20 protein-coding genes are annotated in these 19275 nt (G+C 71.3%); 4 read left to right on the forward strand and 16 right to left on the reverse strand.

From position 1 onward, the window contains the following. Positions 1-142: 142 nt before the first annotated feature. The 4 genes from AB0F56_RS12380 to AB0F56_RS12395 all read left to right on the forward strand — a co-directional run bounded on the left by AB0F56_RS12380 (position 143) and on the right by AB0F56_RS12395 (position 2435). Positions 143-868, forward strand: a complete 726-nt coding sequence (locus AB0F56_RS12380) for a PIG-L deacetylase family protein (RefSeq protein WP_362007424.1) — start codon at positions 143-145, stop codon at positions 866-868. A 116-nt stretch (positions 869-984) separates the two neighbouring features. Then, a complete protein-coding gene (locus AB0F56_RS12385) occupies positions 985-1821 on the forward strand; it encodes a hypothetical protein (protein ID WP_362007426.1) in 837 nt (278 codons plus the stop codon). A 12-nt stretch (positions 1822-1833) separates the two neighbouring features. Next, a complete protein-coding gene (locus tag AB0F56_RS12390; protein WP_362007429.1) occupies positions 1834-2154 on the forward strand; it encodes a hypothetical protein in 321 nt (106 codons plus the stop codon). Beyond that, on the forward strand, positions 2151-2435 hold the full coding sequence (locus AB0F56_RS12395; protein ID WP_362007431.1) for a hypothetical protein: 285 nt from the start codon (positions 2151-2153) through the stop codon (positions 2433-2435). Before AB0F56_RS12390 ends, AB0F56_RS12395 begins: the two co-directional genes overlap by 4 nt. Before the next feature lie 15 nt (positions 2436-2450). Here AB0F56_RS12395 and AB0F56_RS12400 read toward each other — a convergent pair whose 3' ends face one another. From AB0F56_RS12400 to AB0F56_RS12475, 16 genes are all read right to left on the reverse strand, one after another. Beyond that, on the reverse strand, positions 2451-3491 hold the full coding sequence (locus tag AB0F56_RS12400; protein ID WP_362007433.1) for a protein-glutamine glutaminase family protein: 1041 nt from the start codon (positions 3489-3491) through the stop codon (positions 2451-2453). A gap of 116 nt (positions 3492-3607) precedes the next feature. Next, entirely contained in the window at positions 3608-5572 is a 1965-nt protein-coding gene (locus AB0F56_RS12405; protein ID WP_362007435.1) for a serine/threonine-protein kinase, read from the reverse strand. Positions 5573-5633: 61 nt separating this feature from the next. Continuing rightward, a complete protein-coding gene (locus AB0F56_RS12410; protein WP_362007437.1) occupies positions 5634-6263 on the reverse strand; it encodes a LysE family transporter in 630 nt (209 codons plus the stop codon). Further along, the gene (locus AB0F56_RS12415) at positions 6260-6592 is read right to left on the reverse strand and encodes a DUF2087 domain-containing protein (RefSeq protein ID WP_362007440.1); all 333 of its coding nucleotides are present in this window, start codon (positions 6590-6592) and stop codon (positions 6260-6262) included. Before AB0F56_RS12415 ends, AB0F56_RS12410 begins: the two co-directional genes overlap by 4 nt. Before the next feature lie 58 nt (positions 6593-6650). Continuing rightward, entirely contained in the window at positions 6651-6929 is a 279-nt protein-coding gene (locus AB0F56_RS12420; protein ID WP_362007442.1) for a hypothetical protein, read from the reverse strand. Between the two features lie 87 nt (positions 6930-7016). Next, positions 7017-7673, reverse strand: a complete 657-nt coding sequence (locus tag AB0F56_RS12425; protein ID WP_362007445.1) for a maleylpyruvate isomerase family mycothiol-dependent enzyme — start codon at positions 7671-7673, stop codon at positions 7017-7019. Continuing rightward, the gene (gene ahcY / locus AB0F56_RS12430) at positions 7673-9073 is read right to left on the reverse strand and encodes an adenosylhomocysteinase (RefSeq protein ID WP_362007446.1); all 1401 of its coding nucleotides are present in this window, start codon (positions 9071-9073) and stop codon (positions 7673-7675) included. The genes AB0F56_RS12425 and ahcY overlap by 1 nt, the downstream gene beginning before the upstream one ends. A 63-nt stretch (positions 9074-9136) precedes the next feature. After that, positions 9137-12598 carry a methionine synthase gene (metH, locus tag AB0F56_RS12435; protein WP_362007448.1) on the reverse strand — a complete coding sequence of 1154 codons (3462 nt, stop codon included), beginning with the start codon at positions 12596-12598 and terminating at the stop codon, positions 9137-9139. Next, positions 12595-13584: a carbohydrate kinase family protein gene (locus tag AB0F56_RS12440; protein WP_362007451.1), complete on the reverse strand. Its 990-nt coding sequence runs from the start codon at positions 13582-13584 to the stop codon at positions 12595-12597. The genes metH and AB0F56_RS12440 overlap by 4 nt, the downstream gene beginning before the upstream one ends. A gap of 2 nt (positions 13585-13586) precedes the next feature. After that, entirely contained in the window at positions 13587-14771 is a 1185-nt protein-coding gene (metK, locus tag AB0F56_RS12445) for a methionine adenosyltransferase (RefSeq protein WP_362007454.1), read from the reverse strand. Further along, positions 14768-15013 (reverse strand): acyl carrier protein, encoded by a 246-nt coding sequence (locus AB0F56_RS12450; RefSeq protein WP_362007457.1) that lies wholly within the window; start codon positions 15011-15013, stop codon positions 14768-14770. Before AB0F56_RS12450 ends, metK begins: the two co-directional genes overlap by 4 nt. A gap of 13 nt (positions 15014-15026) precedes the next feature. Then, entirely contained in the window at positions 15027-15461 is a 435-nt protein-coding gene (gene acpS / locus AB0F56_RS12455) for a holo-ACP synthase (RefSeq protein WP_362007459.1), read from the reverse strand. Between the two features lies 1 nt (position 15462). Then, positions 15463-16329 carry a hypothetical protein gene (locus AB0F56_RS12460; protein ID WP_362007461.1) on the reverse strand — a complete coding sequence of 289 codons (867 nt, stop codon included), beginning with the start codon at positions 16327-16329 and terminating at the stop codon, positions 15463-15465. A 97-nt stretch (positions 16330-16426) separates the two neighbouring features. Beyond that, positions 16427-17320, reverse strand: coding sequence for a diiron oxygenase (locus AB0F56_RS12465; protein WP_362007464.1), 894 nt, complete (start codon positions 17318-17320; stop codon positions 16427-16429). A gap of 45 nt (positions 17321-17365) precedes the next feature. After that, the gene (locus AB0F56_RS12470; RefSeq protein ID WP_362007467.1) at positions 17366-18409 is read right to left on the reverse strand and encodes a class I SAM-dependent methyltransferase; all 1044 of its coding nucleotides are present in this window, start codon (positions 18407-18409) and stop codon (positions 17366-17368) included. Next, a complete protein-coding gene (locus AB0F56_RS12475; RefSeq protein ID WP_362007469.1) occupies positions 18406-19248 on the reverse strand; it encodes an SAM-dependent methyltransferase in 843 nt (280 codons plus the stop codon). Before AB0F56_RS12475 ends, AB0F56_RS12470 begins: the two co-directional genes overlap by 4 nt. Between the last annotated feature and the right edge of the window lie 27 nt (positions 19249-19275).

The following is a 19275-nucleotide window of genomic DNA, read 5'->3' on the forward strand; positions in this document are numbered from 1 at the left end:
CGGTCGCCTCCGGGTCGTCCGTTTCCCTACCCGCTCATTGATTTGAACGTACCAAGTTTTTGAATGGCGCGTAAGTGCCATGTCCAGTTCACGCCACGGCATGGCCTTGCGACGCCCCCGCCCCCACCAACACGCTGGCCCCATGGAGGACTTCAACCGCACACCCCCCGAGTCCCTGCTGGTGGTCGCCGCGCACCCGGACGACATCGAGTTCTGCGTCAGCGGCACGGTCATGCGGTGGATCGAGCACGGCACCCGCGTCACGTACTGCATCGTCACGGACGGCGACGCGGGCGGTTACGACGCACGGCTCCCGCGCCAGGCGATGGCGGACCTGCGCCGCGCCGAGCAGGTCCACTCCGCGAAGCTCAGCGGCGTCGCGGACGTCCGCTTCCTCGGCTACCCCGACAGCTTCGTGGAACCGAGCGTGGAGCTCCGCCGCGACCTGTGCCGGGTCATCCGCGAGGTGCGCCCGCAGCGGGTGATCATCCCCTCCCCCGAGATCAACTGGGCCCGCGCGGCGGACCTCCACCCGGACCACCGCGCGGTCGGCGACGCGGGCCTCCGCGCGGTCTACCCGGAGGCCCGCAACCCCTTCGCGCACCCCTCCCTCCTCAAGGAGGAGGGCCTGGAGCCGTGGACCGTCCACGAGCTGTGGCTGATGACGGGCCCGACGCCCAACCAGTACGTGGACGTCACCACGGTCTTCGACCGCAAGGTGGAGGCCCTGCGCATCCACACCTCGCAGACGGCCCATTTCGACGACCTGGCGGGCCTGTTACGGACCTGGCTCGCCGAACACGCGAGGGCGGGAGGCCTGCCGCCGGGCCGGACGGCGGAGGCCTTCCAGATCGTCCGCATCGACTGAGCGACATCTGTCACGACCAGGCCAACCCGACCCGACAGGACGCAGAGCGGCTGTACCGGCCCGGTAAGGTGCTCGCTGTTGTTTTGGCGAGAGACGGTGCCGCGGGGGGATGCCAGGTGAGCGGGACACGACACATATCGGGTGATCGGCGTACGGCCGGAGGGGCGCTGAGGGCCTTCCTGACCGGCTCGGCGGGGAATCCCGGTGACGAGTTCGGCCTGGCGCGCGTCGAGGACGGCCTGGTGAGCCGGCTCCAGCTCGCCCGGACGATGCTCGGCCTGGCCGCGGCCGTCGGGCTGTTCGTGGCGTACCCCCTGAGCAGCGACGGGGAGGACTACGTGCTCGGCAAGCTCCTGGAGCTGGGGCTGGCCTGCGGGATCCTGCTGGTCGGGACCGTCATCGGCATCACGGTGTTCCTCGCCGCGAGCACCCGGGACAGGCGCCGCCACTTCGCGGCGCGGCTGCACACCCCGATCCTGTCGGCCCTCGCGCTCGCCCTCGGCCCGTTCGCGCTGTGGGTGACCTTCCTGACCCTGAAGGGCGAGACGATCAACGGTGAGGACCTGAAGGGCTTCTTCGAGTCGATCACCGGCCCCGGGTGGATCTCCACGATCCTGTCGTTCCTGGTCCTGGTCGTCGGCGCGCTCGCGGCCCTCGTCGTGCTGATCGTCTCGATCCCGTACACGGTCGTCGTCGCCTACGGCTGCGTCGCCACCTGCTTCCGCGCCTCCGACGTGCACCAGCTGCTGCCGGCGCTGCTCGCGCCGCTCCTCGTCTGGTCGCTCTTCGCCTTCCAGCTGTTCAGCGGCCCGGACATCGCCGCGCCTCCGGAGGTGCTGTACGCGTTCATGGTCGGCGGCCCGCTGTCGGTGACCGCACTGTCGGTCTGGGAGGTACGGCGCCTGCGCAGCCGCCACGGCATCACGCTGCGGGTGGCGCTGGGCCGCGCGTGACACGCTCTGCGCATGCGCGTGCGTCGTGTGAAGCTGGAGGTGGGGGCCGGCGCGACGCACTCAGGCGAGGCAGAAATGACAGCGTCCGAGCAACGCAACACGACTGACATCATCCCGGAGGAGTTCGGCGGCCTGCTCGCGGAATTCCGCGGCCTGCTCGAGAAGTATCCCGATGCGGACCAGCACTTCTCGCTCGCGTACCACCCCACGGGCAAGGGCGACGACGCGGGAACGACGACTCTGACCACGACGGCGGGAAGCCATCAGCCGGTCTTCGAATGCCCGGAGATCGAACCCGGCTTCGTGGTGTGCGAGCGCGTCGACAAGCAATGACCGCCGCACTCTCCCTCTGGTCCCGGGACTCCGTCCTGTCCATCGGCTCGGTGGGCTCGGTCCTGTCCATCGGCTCCGTGGGCTCGGCACTCTCCATCGGCTCGATCGGCTCGGCCGCGTCCGTGGCCTCGGTCGGCTCCTGGCTGAGCGCCGGCTCGCTCCTGTCCGCCCAGTCCTGCTGGTCCGTCATGTCCTGGCGTTCCCGCGGCGGGGTCATGGCGGCGGGCGCGCTCACCCTCGGCGCCGCGCTCCTGCCGGCCTCGCATGCGCGGAGGCGGTGAGAGCGACGGGGAGTCTCAGGCCCCGCCCATGTACTCCACGGCGCTGTTGGCGTCCGGGCGGTTGTCCCGACCCGGCTTGCCGAGAAATCCCCAGGCGGTCTGATGGACGTCCGCGCCCACGTCGACCTGGACGCGCCTGGCCCACTCGCTCAGGGTGAGCGGACCCGAACGGGAGAAGACGGGGTCGATGACCAGCACCCCGTCCGCGGTCGTCACCGAGGCCGCGACGTGGTGGTTCCACTGGTGATCCGTGTGCAGCCGGGCCCCCGACGAGGTGGCCCAGTGCTTCGAGAGGTGGTGGGCGGCGAACGCCGGCGAGGCCTCGGCGAACGCCAGACAGATCGCGTGGGCCCGGTCCTCACAGCCGTCCTCGCCCACCTGGGCGCCTGCGCCGCCGAAGGCGGGCTGCAGTTCGGACCAGAGCGCCTGGACGTTCTCCTCGGTCGGAAGCTCCTCGGACGGGAACTCCTGCGCGAGATAGCCGAGCTGGGCGTCGAGCCTGCTCAGGTAGTTCTTCTTCGAAGGACTGTCGGGCTTCGCACTGATGAGCCGGATGGCCTCGTTCACGGTCTCCACCGACATCATGGGGGCCAGGTTCCGGAGGAGGCTGATCATCTCCAGCTTGTCCTCGGCGGCTCTCACGACGCGCTCGGGGGCGCCCTTCTCGTCCATCTCCTCGAGGAGCCCCATGGTCTTGCTCTGCTGCCTGCCGAGCAGTTCGACGTACTCCGCCGAGAACTGCTCCTCCCACTCCTCCTCGGAAGAGGACTCCATGTCCTCGGAGGAGGACTCGGCCTCCCGCAGGTGCTTCGGCTCCTCCTGCTCCTCCGCCGACGGGGACACCCTGCGCTTGCGCCCCTGCGGCGCCTCCATGCGCTGGACCGCCGCGGCGACCGCCGCGTTCCCCCAACTGCTCTGCAGCGGAGACAGGTCCGCGGTACGACCGGGCTGCAGGAGCCCCGGCCCCGCGGTCACGGCCTCCGCGCGGTCCGCGGCACGCGACGACTCGGGCGCCGTCCCCGGCTTGCGCCGCTCGTTCCGAGCCGACCTGCGCATCGACCGCTCCTTCCTCCGCCCCTTCGACAGGGGGCCTCACCATCCTCACCGCCTACGGCGGTGCGTGTCGCCGCCCGCGAGGGCAGACCTGCGGGCAATCCGGCTTCCTGCGGGCGTCAGTTCCGGCGGTAGAGGTCGACGGCACCCTCTCGGCCCAGGGCGATGGTCCGGCCGTCGGGGCTGAGGGCCACCGCCTCGGCCCTGGCCGCCTCCTTGATCATCTGCCGCTCGGTACGTTTCACGGGGTCCCACAACTGGAGCCGGTCGCCGGCCGTGACCGCCACCGTTCCGTCACTGCTGAACGCGACGGCTCTGGCGAGCAGACCGAAGCCGGTGAAGGCGGTGCGCTTGCGCGTGGCGATGTCCCACTGTTCGAGATCCTGGGCAGCGAGGCCGTACAGCTTCGTGCCGTCAGGGCTGAACGCCAACCCCTCCATCCAGCCGTCCCTGTCTTCCGGGGCGTCACGCAGAACGACCGGCGGCTTGCCCGGCACCAGGTCCGACAGCATGACGCCTTCGTCGTACGTGCCGATGGCCAGGGTCTTGCCGTCGGACGAGAACGCCAGCGCCGTCACCCCGCCGCCGTCGAACCCGTCGAGGGTGGCGACGAGTTCGCGGGTTCGGACGTCCCAGAGCCACACCGCACGCGTGGCCCCTCCCCCCGTGGCGAGCATGGCTCCGTCCGGGCTGAAGGCGAGGGTCGACACGTACTGGCTGAGGCTCTCGGGAATCAGCGGTGCCTTCGGGACCGTGAGTGTCGCGCGCACCCGTTGAGTGGTCGTGTCCCACAGCCGGATGGTGCGGTCGTTGCCCGCGGAGGCAAGGGTCGCGCCATCGGGGCTGAAGACGACGGCTCCGGCGTTGTAGGTGCCCGTGTCGAGCGTGTCGGCCACGGGGGCGGTCGCGAAATCGGGGCTGGTCCAGAGATGGACGGTGCCTTCCGCCGCCCCTGCGGCGATCGTCCTGCCGTCGGGGCTGAAGGCCAGCGACTCGATCCGCTCCTGCGGGCCGCTGAGGGTGAGGGAGGGGGTCGTCGCGAACAGCCCCTCACCGGCCTTCCCGTCCTTCCCCGCGTCTCCCTCGCCGCCCCGGTCCACGAGTTCCGCGACCGCGGGCCCGCCGACACCGACGACCACCGCGAGCCCGCCGATCAGCAGCCTGCGACGGCTGGGAGTGGACACCGAAGCGCGGGCGGGCGCGTCGACCGGCTGATCCAGCACGGTCGGGGTCCGGTTGACGGCTCTCGGGGCGTCCGGCGTACGCGGCCTCTTCAGCCTCTCCAGCCACTCCGCCGTAGCCGCGGCGTCCGGACGCTCGACGGGCGACTTCGCCATCAGCGCTGCCAGCAGCTCGGCCAGCGGGCCCGCGTGCACGGACCGGGGCGTCGGCTGGGTGAGGACGGCCACGATGATCGCGGTCAGCGACGGCCCGTCGAAGGGCGGGCGCCCCTCCAGCGCCGCGTACAGGGTCGCGCCCAGCGCCCACATGTCCGCCGGCGGCCCGACCGGTTTGCCCTCAAGCTGTTCCGGCGGCATGAACTGCGGGGTGCCGATGACCGTGTTCGTACGGGTCAGCTGTTGCGTGGAGTCCAGGACCCGGGCGATCCCGAAGTCCGTGATCACCGGCCGGCCGTCACCGCCCAACAGCACGTTGTCCGGCTTGAGGTCCCGGTGCACGACCCCGGCCGCGTGCGCGTGTCCCAGCGCGTCCACCAGCGTCGCGGCGATCTCCGCCGTGCGCTCCCACGACAGCCGGCCCTCACGGGCGAGCAACCCGGCCAACGAAGGCCCCGCCACGAACTCCATGACGATCCAGGGCGCGCCCTCGTACTCCGTCACGTCGTGGACCGTCACGATCCCCGGATGCCGCAGCCGGGCCGCGGTCCGCGCTTCCCGCTCCGTACGGGCGATCAACTCGGCGCGCAGCTCGGGCGGTACGGCCTCGAAGAGGACCTCCTTGACCGCGACCTCACGGTCGAGGACCTCGTCACGGGCCCGCCACACCCGGCCCATGCCTCCGCGCCCGACCGCCTCGACCAGGCGATAGCGCCCGCTGACCAGCTGACCCGCAGCCCCCGGCATGCCAACTCCCCCGTACGCAAAAGGATATCGACGGTATCCTTCCAGAGGTGCCCTGATCCGGTCAGCTCACCAAGTGCACCGCCAGGCCCGCGATCAGCGTGCTCGACACCAACGCCGTCGCCAGGCGGCCCCTCGGTCCCGTCAGGCCGCGACCGAGGAGTGCGCCGCCGGAGGCCAGGAACAGTTGCCAGCTCGCGGAGGCGACCAGGGCCGCCAGGACGAAGACCGTACGGTCCAGGGGGGTCGACGGGCCCTCCGGGCCGGTCGCCAGGATCAGGGCCGCGAAGTAGATCACGGTCATCGGGTTGAGGATCGTGATCCCCAGGAAGGTGGCGTACGCCCTGAGGGGGGTCAGGCCCCGCTCCTCGGTTCCGGCCGCCTGGGTCTGTGCCCGCGCCCTGTACGCCCGTACCGCCGTCCACGCCCCGCGCGCCGCCAGAGCCACCAGGACCACCGCCGACGCCCAGCGCAGCGGGGTCGTCACCGGGGCGAGCAGGGGGACCAGGGCCGAGCCGCCCAGGACGGCCACCAGGGCGTACACGCCGTCCGCGGTCGCCACCCCGAGGGCCGCGCCCGCTCCCGTGCGCCAGCCGGTGCGTGCCGTGACCGCCACCAGGTAGGCGCCCACCGCGCCGACCGGGATGGCGATGCCGTAGCCGGCCAGCAGGCCGGCCACCAGCGCGGCGCTCACGCCACGGCGGGGATCGTGCCTCCGGGGGAGCCGGGCTGCTGCTGGGAGGGCTTGAGGGCCCGGCGATAGGCGGAGCCGTCCCTCGTACGGGAGAGTTCGCCGCCGGTCACGAGGTAGCGGCGCAGCGCCGGGAAGTCCTCGTGGACGGTGAGCAGCGCCTCGTTCACCTCGCGCTCGCTGTACGCGCGCGACGGGTCGAAGAGCGCCTCCGCCAGGTGCGCGAGGAGCTGCGCCCGGCGCGGGGCCTTGCGCGGGATCGCCTTCAGGCGTCCTTCGGCGGAGAACAGGTCCGCCACGGAGGGGGCGGAGGGGGAGGCATGGGAAGTCATGCGGTGAAGGGTGGCCTCCGGCGTCCCGGCCCGGCAATGGATTTTCCGGGGCCCGCCGCTACCTCGTGATCACGTTCACCGCGTCCTGGACCTTCGGGATCGCCGTCGGCATCCCCGCCGACTGGAAGATCGGCATCGCCTTCTCCGTGAACGCGACGAACGACTCCCGCGACTCCCAGAAGTCCACGACCCGCCAGCCGCCACTGCCGTCCGGGCCCGCCGCGTGGGCGATGAAGCCCTCGGCCGGCCACCAGGGCGCCGCGTCGATCTGGGCGTTGACCTGCTCGTACATCTGCTGCGTGGCGCCCGGGAACTCGACCGTGACGATGACCGGCATGCTGGTGCTCCCGTTCTGCGTGGGCGTGGGTACTCCTCAGTCGAGCAGGACCCGCCGCCCTCCGCATCGTGACCGGCGCCGAAAGGGCTACCGGTAGATCAGCAGCTCCTGCTCCGTCGCCCCCGTCAGCTCGTACCGCGTGCCGACCAGGGGGCGGCCCGAGTAGATCCGTACGAGCGTCGCCGCGTCGCCCCAGTAGTGCGCCGGGGTGCGGCCCTCCACCGGGCCGCCGAGGACGAGCGGCTCGGCCCGGCCCGTCAGGGTGGCCACGAGCGCCGGGGTGTCCCGGCGGCGACTCGTGACCGCCAGCAGGGGCAGGGCCAGGTCCAGGGTCGCCGCCCCGCCGTACGCGCCCGGTTCGCCGAAGGCCTCCCGTACGTCGCCGGCGTGGACCCACTCCCCCAGCGCCACGGCGTCCAGCGTGCCGTCCTCCGTCGCCGCGATCACCGGGCCGGCCTCCGTGAGGCCGCGCTCCAGTTCGTCGAGGATCCGGGCCGGCGGCCACTCCTCCCGCTCGGCCACGTCGGCCGCGTTGGCCTCCGGCAGGAAGACGCCCTCCTCCAGGCGGCCCTCGACGATCCGGACCAGGGCCGCCGCGCAGTGCGCGAGGACCTGCCGGGCGGTCCAGCCCGGGCAGGCGGTGCGCAGCTCGAACACTTCCTCCGGCGTCCGGCGCAGCAGCGGCATCAGCGCGTCCCGTTCCGTCCGCAGCAGCCGGTCCGGGAGCCATGGGTCGGCGCGCATCAGTAGCGGTAGTGGTCGGGCTTGTACGGGCCGCTCACCGGCACCCCGATGTATGCCGCCTGCTCGGGGCGCAGTTCGGTCAGCCGCACGCCGAGCGCGTCCAGGTGGAGCCGGGCGACCTTCTCGTCCAGGTGCTTGGGGAGGACGTAGACGTCGGTCGGGTACTGCTCCGGCTTCGTGAAGAGCTCGATCTGGGCCAGGGTCTGGTCCGCGAACGAGTTCGACATCACGAAGGACGGGTGGCCGGTCGCGTTGCCCAGGTTCAGCAGGCGGCCCTCGGAGAGGACGATGACGACCTTGCCGTCCGGGAACGTCCACGTGTGGACCTGCGGCTTCACCTCGTCCTTCACGATCCCGGGGATCCGCCCGAGCCCCGCCATGTCGATCTCGTTGTCGAAGTGACCGATGTTGCCGACGATCGCCTGGTGCTTCATGCGGGCGATGTCCGACGCCATGACGACGTCCTTGTTGCCCGTGGTGGTGACGAAGATGTCCGCCGTCTCCACCACCTCCTCCAGCGTCGTCACCTGGTAGCCGTCCATCGCCGCCTGCAGCGCGCAGATCGGGTCGATCTCGGTGACGATCACGCGGGCGCCCTGGCCGCGCAGCGACTCCGCGCACCCCTTGCCCACGTCCCCGTACCCGCAGACCACCGCCGTCTTGCCGCCGATCAGCACGTCCGTCGCCCGGTTGATGCCGTCGATGAGCGAGTGGCGGCAGCCGTACTTGTTGTCGAACTTCGACTTCGTCACGGCGTCGTTCACATTGATCGCCGGGAAGAGCAGCGCGCCCGCGCGGTGCATCTCGTACAGGCGGTGGACGCCCGTCGTCGTCTCCTCCGTCACGCCGCGAATGCCGGCCGCCAGGGCCGTCCAGTCCAGCTTCGTGTTCTTCAACAGATCGAGGACCACGCGCAGTTCGTCGTTCTCGGCCGTCGAAGGGTCCGGGACCTCGCCCGCCTTCTGGTACTCCACACCCTTGTGGACGAGCAGCGTGGCGTCACCGCCGTCGTCCAGGATCGTGTTCGGGCCGCCGGTCGGCGAGTCCGGCCAGGTCAGGGCCTGTTCCGTGCACCACCAGTACTCCTCCAGGGTCTCGCCCTTCCAGGCGAAGACCGGGATCCCGGCCGCCGCGATCGCCGCCGCCGCGTGGTCCTGGGTCGAGTAGATGTTGCAGGACACCCACCGGACCCGGGCCCCGAGCGCGACCAGCGTCTCGATCAGGACGGCCGTCTGCACGGTCATGTGCAGCGAGCCCGTGATCCGCGCCCCGGCCAGCGGCCGGCTCGCGGCGAACTCCCGGCGGATCGCCATCAGGCCGGGCATCTCGTGCTCGGCGAGGGTGATCTCCTTGCGGCCGAACTCCGCCAGGGACAGGTCCGCGACCTTGAAATCAGGCATGAAACAGAACTCCTCGAAGTCAGAAGAGAAGAAGACGGAAAGGGAAGGGGGTCGTCTGCGCCGTCAGCGTCTGCCGCCCGCGTTGAAGTAGCTCGCCTCCGGGTGGTGCACCACGAACGCGTCCGTCGACTGCTCCGGATGCAGCTGGTACTCCTCCGACAGCTCGACCCCGATCCGCTCGGGCCGCAGCAGCGCCGCGATCTTCGCCCGGTCCTCCAGGTCGGGGCAGGCGGGGTAGCCGAGGGAGTAGCGGCAGCCCTGGTACTCCGTACGGAACATGCCGGCCATGGCCTTCGGGTCCGCGCCGCCGATGCCCCACTCGGCGCGCACGCGCGCGTGCCAGTGTTCGGCCAGGGCCTCCGCCAACTGCACCGACAGGCCGTGGAGTTCGAGGTAGTCGCGATAGGCGTCGGCGGCGAAGAGCCGTGCCGTCTCCTCGCCGATCCGGGAACCGACCGTGACGACCTGGAGGGCCACCACGTCCACCTCCCCGGAGTCCTCGGCGCGGAAGAAGTCGGCCAGGCAGAGGCGGCGGCCCCGCTGCTGGCGGGGGAAGGAGAAGCGGGTCCGCTCGCCTCCGTCCTCGTCCAGGACGATCAGGTCGTCGCCCTTGGACACACAGGGGAACCAGCCGTACACGACGGCCGCTTCGGTCAGGGCCTCCCGCTCGACCCGGTCCAGCAGAGCCGCGAGCCGGGCCCGGCCCTCCGACTCGATCGTCGCGGGGTCCTTCAGCCCCCACTGGCCCTTGAACAGGGCGCCCTCGTCCAGCCAGGGCGCGTACGCGGTGAGCGGGATGCCCGTGACGACGCGCGTGCCGAGGAACGGCGGCTCCGGTACGGGGTTGTCGACGGCCACGTCCGAGCGGCCGACCGGCTCCGGCTCCCGTACGTCGAGCACGGGCGCGGCCCGCTTCGGCACCCTGCGCTGTTTCAGCGCCGGCAGTACGGCCCCGGGCACGCCCCGCTTGACCGCCATCAGCGCGTCCATCAGGCGCAGGCCCTCGAAGGCGTCGCGGGCGTAGCGCACTTCGCCCTCGTACAGCTCGTGCAGGTCCTGTTCGACGTACGCCCTGGTCAGCGCCGCGCCGCCGAGGATCACGGGGAACTTCGACGCGAGGCCGCGGCCGTTCAGCTCCTCCAGGTTCTCCTTCATGATCACCGTGGATTTCACCAGCAGACCGGACATGCCGATGACGTCCGCGCGGTGCTCCTCGGCGGCCTCCAGGATCGCCGAGACCGGCTGCTTGATCCCCAGGTTCACCACGTCGTAGCCGTTGTTGGACAGGATGATGTCGACGAGGTTCTTTCCGATGTCGTGGACGTCTCCGCGCACGGTGGCCAGGACGATCGTGCCCTTGCCGTCCGCGTCCTCGTCGGAGCGTTCCATGTGCGGTTCGAGATACGCCACCGCCGTCTTCATGACCTCCGCCGACTGGAGCACGAACGGCAGCTGCATCTGCCCCGAGCCGAAGAGCTCGCCGACCGTCTTCATGCCGTCGAGCAGCACCTCGTTGACGATCTCCAGGGCCGGCCGTTCCGCCAGAGCGGCGTCCAGGTCGGCCTCCAGGCCGTTCTTCTCGCCGTCCACGATCCGGCGCTTCAGCCGCTCCTCCAGCGGCAGCGCGAGCAGCTCCTCGGCCTTCCCGGCCTTCAGGGACTTCGCCGTCGCGCCCTCGAAGAGTTCGAGGAGCCGTTGCAGCGGGTCGTAGCCGTCCCTGCGCCGGTCGTGGATCAGGTCGAGCGCGACCTCCACCTGCTCCGGCTCAAGGCGGGCGATCGGCAGGATCTTCGAGGCGTGCACGATCGCCGAGTCGAGGCCCGCCTTCACGCACTCGTCGAGGAAGACCGAGTTGAGGACGATCCGCGCGGCCGGGTTCAGGCCGAAGGAGATGTTGGAGAGCCCCAGGGTCGTCTGGACGTCCGGGTGGCGGCGCTTGAGCTCGCGGATCGCCTCGATGGTGTGGACGCCGTCGCGCCGGGACTCCTCCTGGCCGGTGCAGATCGTGAACGTCAGACAGTCGATCAGCAGGTCCGACTCCCTGAACCCCCACGTCCGGGTCAGCTCGGTGATGATCCGCTCGGCGATCGCGACCTTCGCCTCGGCCGTCCTCGCCTGCCCCGCCTCGTCGATGGTCAGCGCCATCAGCGCCGCCCCGTGCTCCTTGGCGAGCGCCGTGACCTGCGCGAACCGCGACTCGGGCCCGTCACCGTCCTCGTAGTTGACCGAGTTGATCACGGCCCGCCCGCCGAGCTTCTCCAGGCCCGCGCGGAGCACCGCCACCTCGGTCGAGTCGAGGACGATCGGCAGGGTGGAGGCGGTGGCGAAGCGGCCGGCCAGCTCGGCCATGTCGGCGACACCGTCCCGGCCCACGTAGTCGACGCACAGGTCGAGCATGTGCGCGCCCTCGCGGACCTGGTCGCGCGCCATCTCGACGCAGTCGTCCCAGCGGCCCTCCAGCATCGCCTCGCGGAACTTCTTCGAGCCGTTGGCGTTGGTCCGCTCCCCGATCGCCAGGTACGCGGTGTCCTGCCGGAACGGCACATGGCCGTAGAGCGAGGACGCGCCGGGCTCCGCGACCGGGGTACGGGCCGGGACGGCCGCGCCCCGCACGCGCTCGACGATCGCGCGCAGGTGCTCCGGGGTCGTACCGCAGCAGCCGCCGACGAGCACGGCGCCGTACTCCCGTACGAACCGCTCCTGCGCGTCTGCCAGTTCGGCCGGCGAGAGCGGGTAGTGGGCGCCGTCGGAGGTGAGCACGGGGAGCCCCGCGTTCGGCATCACCGAGAGGGGGATGCCCGCGTGCCGGGACAGGTACCGCAGGTGCTCGGTCATCTCGGCCGGTCCGGTGGCGCAGTTGAGGCCGATCATGTCGATGCCGAGCGGCTCCAGGGCGGTCAGCGCCGCCCCGATCTCCGAGCCGAGCAGCATCGTCCCGGTGGTCTCCACCGTGACCTGCACGATCAGCGGCAGGTCGAGCGCGCACCACTCCAGGGCCCGGCGGGCGCCGATGACGGCCGCCTTCGTCTGGAGCAGGTCCTGCGAGGTCTCGATCAGCAGGGCGTCGGCGCCGCCCCGGATCAGCCCCTCGGCGTTCTGCTGGTACGCCTCGCGCAGCGGCTCGTACGCGATGTGGCCGAGGGTCGGCAGCTTCGTCCCCGGACCCATGGAGCCCAGGACCCAGCGGGGCCTGCCGTCGGCCGCGGTGTGGGCGTCGGCGGCGGTACGGGCGATCCTGGCACCGGCCTCGGACAGCTCGTAGACCCGTTCCTCGACGCCGTACTCCGCGAGCGCGGCCAGGTTCGCCCCGAAGGTGTTGGTCTCCACGCAGTCCACGCCCACGGAGAAGTACGCGTCGTGGACGGCGGCGACGATGTCGGGCCGGGTCACGTTCAGGACCTCGTTGCAGCCCTCCAGGCCCGTGAAGTCGTCCATCGTCGGGTCGGCGGCCTGGAGCATGGTGCCCATGGCGCCGTCGGCGACGACGACCCGGCGCCCGAGCTCCTCCCGCAGGGAAGACGTCACGACAACCCCCTCAGGTGGACCAGGAGTTCGGCGGTGCAGCCGAGCCCGTACGTCGTCCTGATCCGGTCGAGGAGCGGCTCCCGGTGCAGCCGGTACTCCTGCGTCCCCACGTAGTCGAGGACGGTCGCCGCCACCGCGCAGCCCAGCTGCGCCGCGCACCGCTCGGGCACGCCCCAGGCCGTGCCGGCGAGGAACCCGGCCCGGAACGCGTCGCCGACCCCGGTCGGGTCGACCACCCCGGGCACCTCCACCGCCGGTACGGACAGGGTGTCCCCGTCCCCGTCCTCGCGGCGGATCCGGACGCCGGACGCGCCGTGCGTGGTGACCCAGGCGCCGACCCGGCGCAGGATCTCCGGCTCCGACCAGCCCGACTTCTCGCCCAGCAGGGCCGTCTCGTACTCGTTGGTGAACAGCCACCGCGCGCCCTCCACGAGCCCCCGCACCTCCTCCCGGCCGAGCCGCGCCAGCTGCTGCGACGGGTCGGCGGCGAACGGGATCCCGAGCTCGCGGCAGGTGCGGGTGTGCCGGAGCATGGCCTCGGGGTCGTCCGGGGAGACCAGGACCAGATCCAGACGCCCGGTCCGGGCGACGACCTCCCGCAGATCGATCTCGCGGGCCTCGGCCATCGCTCCGGCGTAGAAGGTGGCGATCTGGTTCTGCGCCCGGTCGGTGGTACAGACGAAGCGGGCGGTGTGGAGGGCGGAGCTGACCCGCACCGAGTCGGTGTCGACCCCGTGGTCCTTCAGCCAGACCCGGTACGGCTCGAAGTCGGCGCCGACCGCGCCCACCAGGACCGGGCGCAGCCCGAGGACACCGAGCCCGAAGGCGATGTTCGCTGCCACTCCGCCGCGTCTGACCTCCAGGTTGTCGGCGAGGAACGACAGGGAGACCCGGTCGAGCCGGTCGGCGAGCAGTTGCTCGCTGAACCAGCCGGGGAAGGTCATCAGATGGTCGGTCGCGATGGACCCCGTGACAGCGATCCGCATCCCTACACCCCCGCGGCTTTCCCGAGACCCGCGGCCTTCTTGAGCGCTTCCACGCGGTCCGTGCGCTCCCAGGTGAACTCGGGGAGCTCGCGCCCGAAGTGCCCGTACGCCGATGTCGTCGCGTAGATCGGCTGCTTCAGGTCCAGGTCGCGGATGATCGCGGCCGGCCGCAGGTCGAAGACCTCGCTGACGGCGTCCTGGATCGCCGCGTCCGGGAGCGTGCCCGTGCCGAAGGTCTCCACGAACAGGCCGACCGGCTCCGCCTTGCCGATCGCGTACGCCACCTGCACCTCGCATCGGCGCGCGAGTCCGGCAGCGACGACGTTCTTGGCGACCCAGCGCATCGCGTACGCGGCGCTGCGGTCCACCTTCGACGGGTCCTTGCCGGAGAACGCGCCGCCGCCGTGCCGGGCCATCCCGCCGTACGTGTCGATGATGATCTTGCGGCCGGTGAGGCCCGCGTCGCCCATCGGCCCGCCGACCTCGAACCGGCCGGTCGGGTTCACCAGGAGCCGGTAGCCGTCGGACTCCAGGTTGACGCCCTCCTCGGCGAGCGCCTTCAGCTCGGCCTCGACGACGAACTCCCGTACGTCCGGGGTCAGCAGCCCCTCCACGCTGATGTCCGCCGCGTGCTGCGAGGAGACCACGACGGTGTCGAGCCGGACCGGACGGTCCCCGTCGTACTCGATGGTGACCTGCGTCTTGCCGTCCGGCCGCAGGTACGGGACGGTCCCGTCCTTGCGGACCGCCGTGAGCCGGCGCGCGAGCCGGTGGGCGAGGGCGATCGGCAGCGGCATCAGCTCGGCCGTGTCGTCGCAGGCGTACCCGAACATCAGGCCCTGGTCGCCGGCGCCGCCGGTGTCCACGCCCTGCGCGATGTCGGGCGACTGGGCGCCGATGGAGACGGAGACCCCGCAGGAGGCGCCGTCGAAGCCCTTCATGGACGAGTCGTAGCCGATGTCGAGGATCGCCTCGCGCACCAGCTTCGCGATCGGCGCGTACGCGGTGGTGGTCACCTCGCCCGCGATGTGGACGAGACCCGTGGTGAGCAGGGTCTCCACCGCGACCCGGGCGTCCGGGTCGTCGGTGAGGAGCGCGTCCAGGATGGTGTCGCTGATCCGGTCGGCGATCTTGTCGGGGTGGCCCTCGGTCACCGACTCGGAGGTGAAGAGCCGCCGGCTGCTCATGCCTTCACCTGGGCCTTGAAGAAGTGCTCCTCGATCGCGGCGAGGGTACGGATGGAGTCGACCTCCAGGGTCTCCATCTGGATCGCCCTCCCGCACTGCTGCTCCAGGAGGAAGACGAACTCGACGAAGGACAGCGAGTCGATGAGCCGGTTCTCGATCAGGTCGAGGTCGTCGGCGATGTCGGACCGCTCGGGGTGCCGGTCCAGGATCCAGTTCTTCACCTGCTGCAGGCCGTCGGACATGGTGCTTCTCCTTCTAGGTGTGGGTGGGGGCTGCGATGAGCGGGGCGGCGACCGCCACCGCGTAGTCGACGTCGTGGCTGATGGACACCGTGATCTCGGTGATGCCGGTCTCGGCGGCCATCTCGGCGGCGCTCCGCCGCAGCTCCACCAGCGGCCAGCCGCCTTCGGAGCGCCGTACGACGATGTCCGTCCAGGGCAGGAACCTGCCGCGGACCCGGAGGGTCTTGAAGGCCGCCTCCTTGGCCGCGATCCGCCCGCACAGACTCAGCACGTCGAGTCCGGAGGAGGTGCGGCAGTCGGCGAGTTCGCCGGGGGTGAGCATCCGCTCGAAGAACGTCTCGCCGTACTCGGCGAGCAGCCGGCGGACGCGGGTGACGGACACGATGTCCATGCCGAGGCTCGGCAGGGCCAGGCCGCCCGCCGGCGGGGCGACGGGACGGGCCGGCACGTCAGCTCACCGGCCCGACCGCGGTACGTGCCTCCGCCACGGCCCGGGTGGCCGTGGACCAGTCGCCGTGGCGGCGGGTCAGCGCGGACAGCCAGCGTTCGAGGCCGAAGGCGACGCAGCTGGTGAACGCGGGGCCGCCGGTGGACTCCAGGGTGATGGCGCAGCGGTCGCCGAAGAAGTTGCGGTGCGTGTTGACGGAGGCGATCGCCAGGTCCTCGTACAGGAACTCGTGCTTCACCGGGGTGAGGCGGGCGAGCACCGCCTTGGAGCCGCCCTTGTCGAAGAACGGATCGCAGGCGGCCTCCTTGCGCAGCGGCAGGTCGAGCGCCGCCGCGAAGGCGTGGATGCGCTCGGTGAAGTCGCACAGGTGCGTCTCGGCGTGCTCGCGCGTGCCGATGGCGACGATCTCCCGCATACGGAAGCCGAGTTGGCGCCGCATGCCTTCGTAGTGGGTCTCCTTGCGGAAGCACCAGGAGCAGACGGTCACCAGCGCGTCGTCGGCGACCTGCCGGCCCTGGTGGTCCAGGTAGACGGCGTAACAGGACGCCGAGGGCAGGCCGAGCGCGGCGGGCTGGAGCGCGTCGCAGGGGAAGCAGCCGTTGTCGTCGCAGGAGATGCCGGAGGCCTCGCGGCGCTCCAGGGAGAGCGGGGCGGCGACGACGGCCTGGTGGGGGAAGTTGTCGTAGTAGTCGAGCCGGGCCAGGTCGGCGACCGGCAGGAGCGGGGGCATGGTCATCGGGCGGGCGCCGGCGGCCACGCCCCAGCTCTCGAAGGTGTCGTCGAGGAGCCGCAGCAGGGCGGTCGCCTCGGGGCCCAGGGAGGGAAGCCCCCTGGTCTCCCCGGCGGTCGCGGGGGCGGTCACGGTCATGATCGGTGCACCTCTCGGGTGGGAGGGCTCTGGGATGTCTGGGATGCCTGCGAGGCCTGGGCGACGCCTGTGGCACCTGGGCGATGCCTGGGCGGCCTCAGACGACGGGCAGGGTGTCGTCGGAGAAGATCCCGGTCTTCAGGAAGAAGGCGAGCGGCTTGCGGATGGCCTTGCGCTCGTACGGGCGGCGGCGCTCGTCGGCGACCAGCGCGTTGCGCAGGGCCAGCGGGTCGGCGATGCCGGCGTCGCGGTAGACGTGCGGGTTGTAGAGGGAGTTGACGCTGTAGACGACGTACCGCTTGAGGTACGCCTCGACCTCCGCGACCCGCGCCGCGGAGACCGACTCGCGCATCCGGGTGAAGAGCAGCGAGACGAGCTCGCGGCCGAAGGCGATGTGGCGGGACTCGTCCTGGTGGTGGATGCGGTTGACCTCGCGGATGGTGTGGCAGAGGGACTCGTCCTGCGCCATCCGGGTGTTGTAGTGGTCGACCAGCTCCTCGAAGAAGAGGATGCGGGCGAAGACGAGGAAGTTCTCGACCTCCGGCTCCCACGCGGAGTCGGCGCGCATGGCGGTGGAGCCGTAGATCTTGTGGCCGTAGCGCCGGCAGAACTCGGCGAAGAACCACATGTGTTCGTTCTCCTCGCCGATGAAGTGGTGGAAGAAGTCGGAGGGCACCTCGAAGCCGGGCATGTGGATCCGGCCGACGACCTCGATGAGCAGCTCGCGGATGCCGTGCACGTTGAGGCTGTAGAAGTTGATCGACTCCCACTTCGACAGCCTCTGGATCGTCTCCTCACCCAGCTCGTCGAAGTGCGGGGTGCCGTACACGGTGAGCAGCTCGGGGGTCATCCACAGCTGCTTCTCCTCAAGGTGGTCCGGCCAGTCGAACTGCTGGTAGGGGTTGTAGTACTCCTCGATGGAGCGGGAGCTGAGCCGCTCCAGGACCTCCATGAACCGGTCGGTGACGGGCAGGGGGGCGCTGACGCCCATGGGAACTCCTCGCTGAGGGTCGGGGGTGGGCCTTGTCCGGTGCGGTTACGGCCGGACTTCGTAGACCGCGTTGACCGGGGTCTCGGTGGCGCGCCGCCAGCGGGTGAAGCCGGCCTCCTCGGCGATGGCGCGGAAGGCCGTCTCGCCGGAGTGGTTGCCGAGCGCGTGCGGGCCGCGCTGGGCGACGGCCACGGGCAGGCACATCACGGCGGACAGGGCCATGAACATGCGGGCGGCGGGGGTGCGGGTGTCGATGTCGGCGGGCGAGACGTTCGACTCGACGAGCATCCAGGTGCCGTCCCCGTCGAGGGACTTGTGGACGTGCTGGGCGGCGGCGACCGGGTCGCCCATGTCGTGCAGGGCGTTGAAGAAGGTCACCAGGTCGTAGCCGGAGCCCGGGTAGTCGTCGGCGGCGGCGACCTCGAAGACGACCCGGTCGGAAAGGCCGGCCTCCTCGGCGAGCTGCCGGGCGATCGAGACGGCCTCCTCGGAGTAGTCGAAGCCGTGGACGGTCGCCGCCGGGAAGGCCTTGGCGATGAGGAGGGTGGTGTGCCCGACACCGCAGCCGACGTCGGCGACGGTCCCGCCGCCCGCGAGCTTCTCGGTGACCCCGTGCAGCGCCGGCAGCCAGTCGCGGACGAGCTTGTGCTCGTACGTCGGCTGGAAGAAGGAGCCCATGCCGGTGTCGAGGGCCGCGTCGTGCTCGGCCCAGCCGACGCCGTCGCCGGTGCGGTACGCGTCGACGAGCAGGTCCTCGGTGGCGTACAGCGCCTTGAGGGCGGTGAAGAACCCGGCGGCGAAGGTGACGGCCTTCGGGTCGGCGAGCACGGCGACATGATCGGCGGGGAGCGTGTACGTACCGGCGCTCGGGTGGCGCTCGACGTACCCGGCGGAGAGCTGGGCGTGCAGCCACTCCTCGATGTAGCGGGGGTTGGTGCCGGTCTTCTCGGCGAGCCGGGTGGCGGTCGTCGGGCCGTGTGCGGCGAGGGCCTTGTAGAGGCCGAGGCGCTCGCCGAGGGCGACGGTCAGGCCGCGGACGGCGGCGCCGGCGTCGGTGATGACCTGCTGGTGGAAGTCGTGGGCGCTCATGAGGCCTCCTCCTGTCCTTGAGTCGGGAGGTCGCAGGTGAAGAGGAAGGACCGCGGTACGCGCGGGACGGTGCGGGCCGGGACCTGGTAGGGCCAGCGGCCGAAGTCGGCGCCCTCCTCTCCGGGCTGCCTGACCTCCCGTACGTCCCAGCCGCAGTCGGCGAGCAGCGCCTCGGGCTCCTCGGTGCCGAAGAGCCAGGGATTGCCGTCCTCCTTCAGGGCGTTGAGGAAGGGGCGGGAGAGCGGGTTGTCCAGGGCGGCGCGGGAGATGACGTCGCCGAGCAGCACGGAGCCGGGCGCGGCGTGCGCGGAGAGCGTCGAGATGAGGGTCCGTACGGCCTGCTCGGGCAGGAAGAACAGCAGCCCTTCGACCACCCACAGGACGGGCTCGTCGCTCTTCCAGCCCGCCTCCTTCAGCGGTCCCGTCCAGTCCTGGGTCAGGTCGACGGGGACGGTGACGCGGGTCCGTCCGGCCGGGCGGGGCTCGTCGGCGAGCATGGCCGCCTTGGCGTCGAGGAGGGCGGGGCGGTCGAGCTCGTAGACGGTGACGCCGTCGGGCCAGGGCAGCCGGAAGAAACGGGTGTCCATGCCGGCGGCGAGGAGGACGACCTGGCGGATGCCGCGCTCCTCGACCGCCTTGACGACGGCCCGGTCCAGGTAGGTGGTGCGGATCGCGAGGAACGGCACGGTGCCGGCCCCGGCGTAGCGCTCCAGGAGCTCGAAGCCGATCCGGTCGGCGACGGTGCGCGCGTAGGGATCGGCGAAGAGCCGGTCCTCGCGCTCGGTCTCCAGGGCGCGCGCGGCGGCGGTCCACTGGGCGGTGCGGGATACGGCCTCCACAGGAGGTCCCCCTTCACTTGGCGGTTG

It is taken from the genome of Streptomyces sp. NPDC026092 (genome assembly GCF_040638605.1).
Classification (GTDB): Bacteria; Actinomycetota; Actinomycetes; order Streptomycetales; family Streptomycetaceae; genus Streptomyces.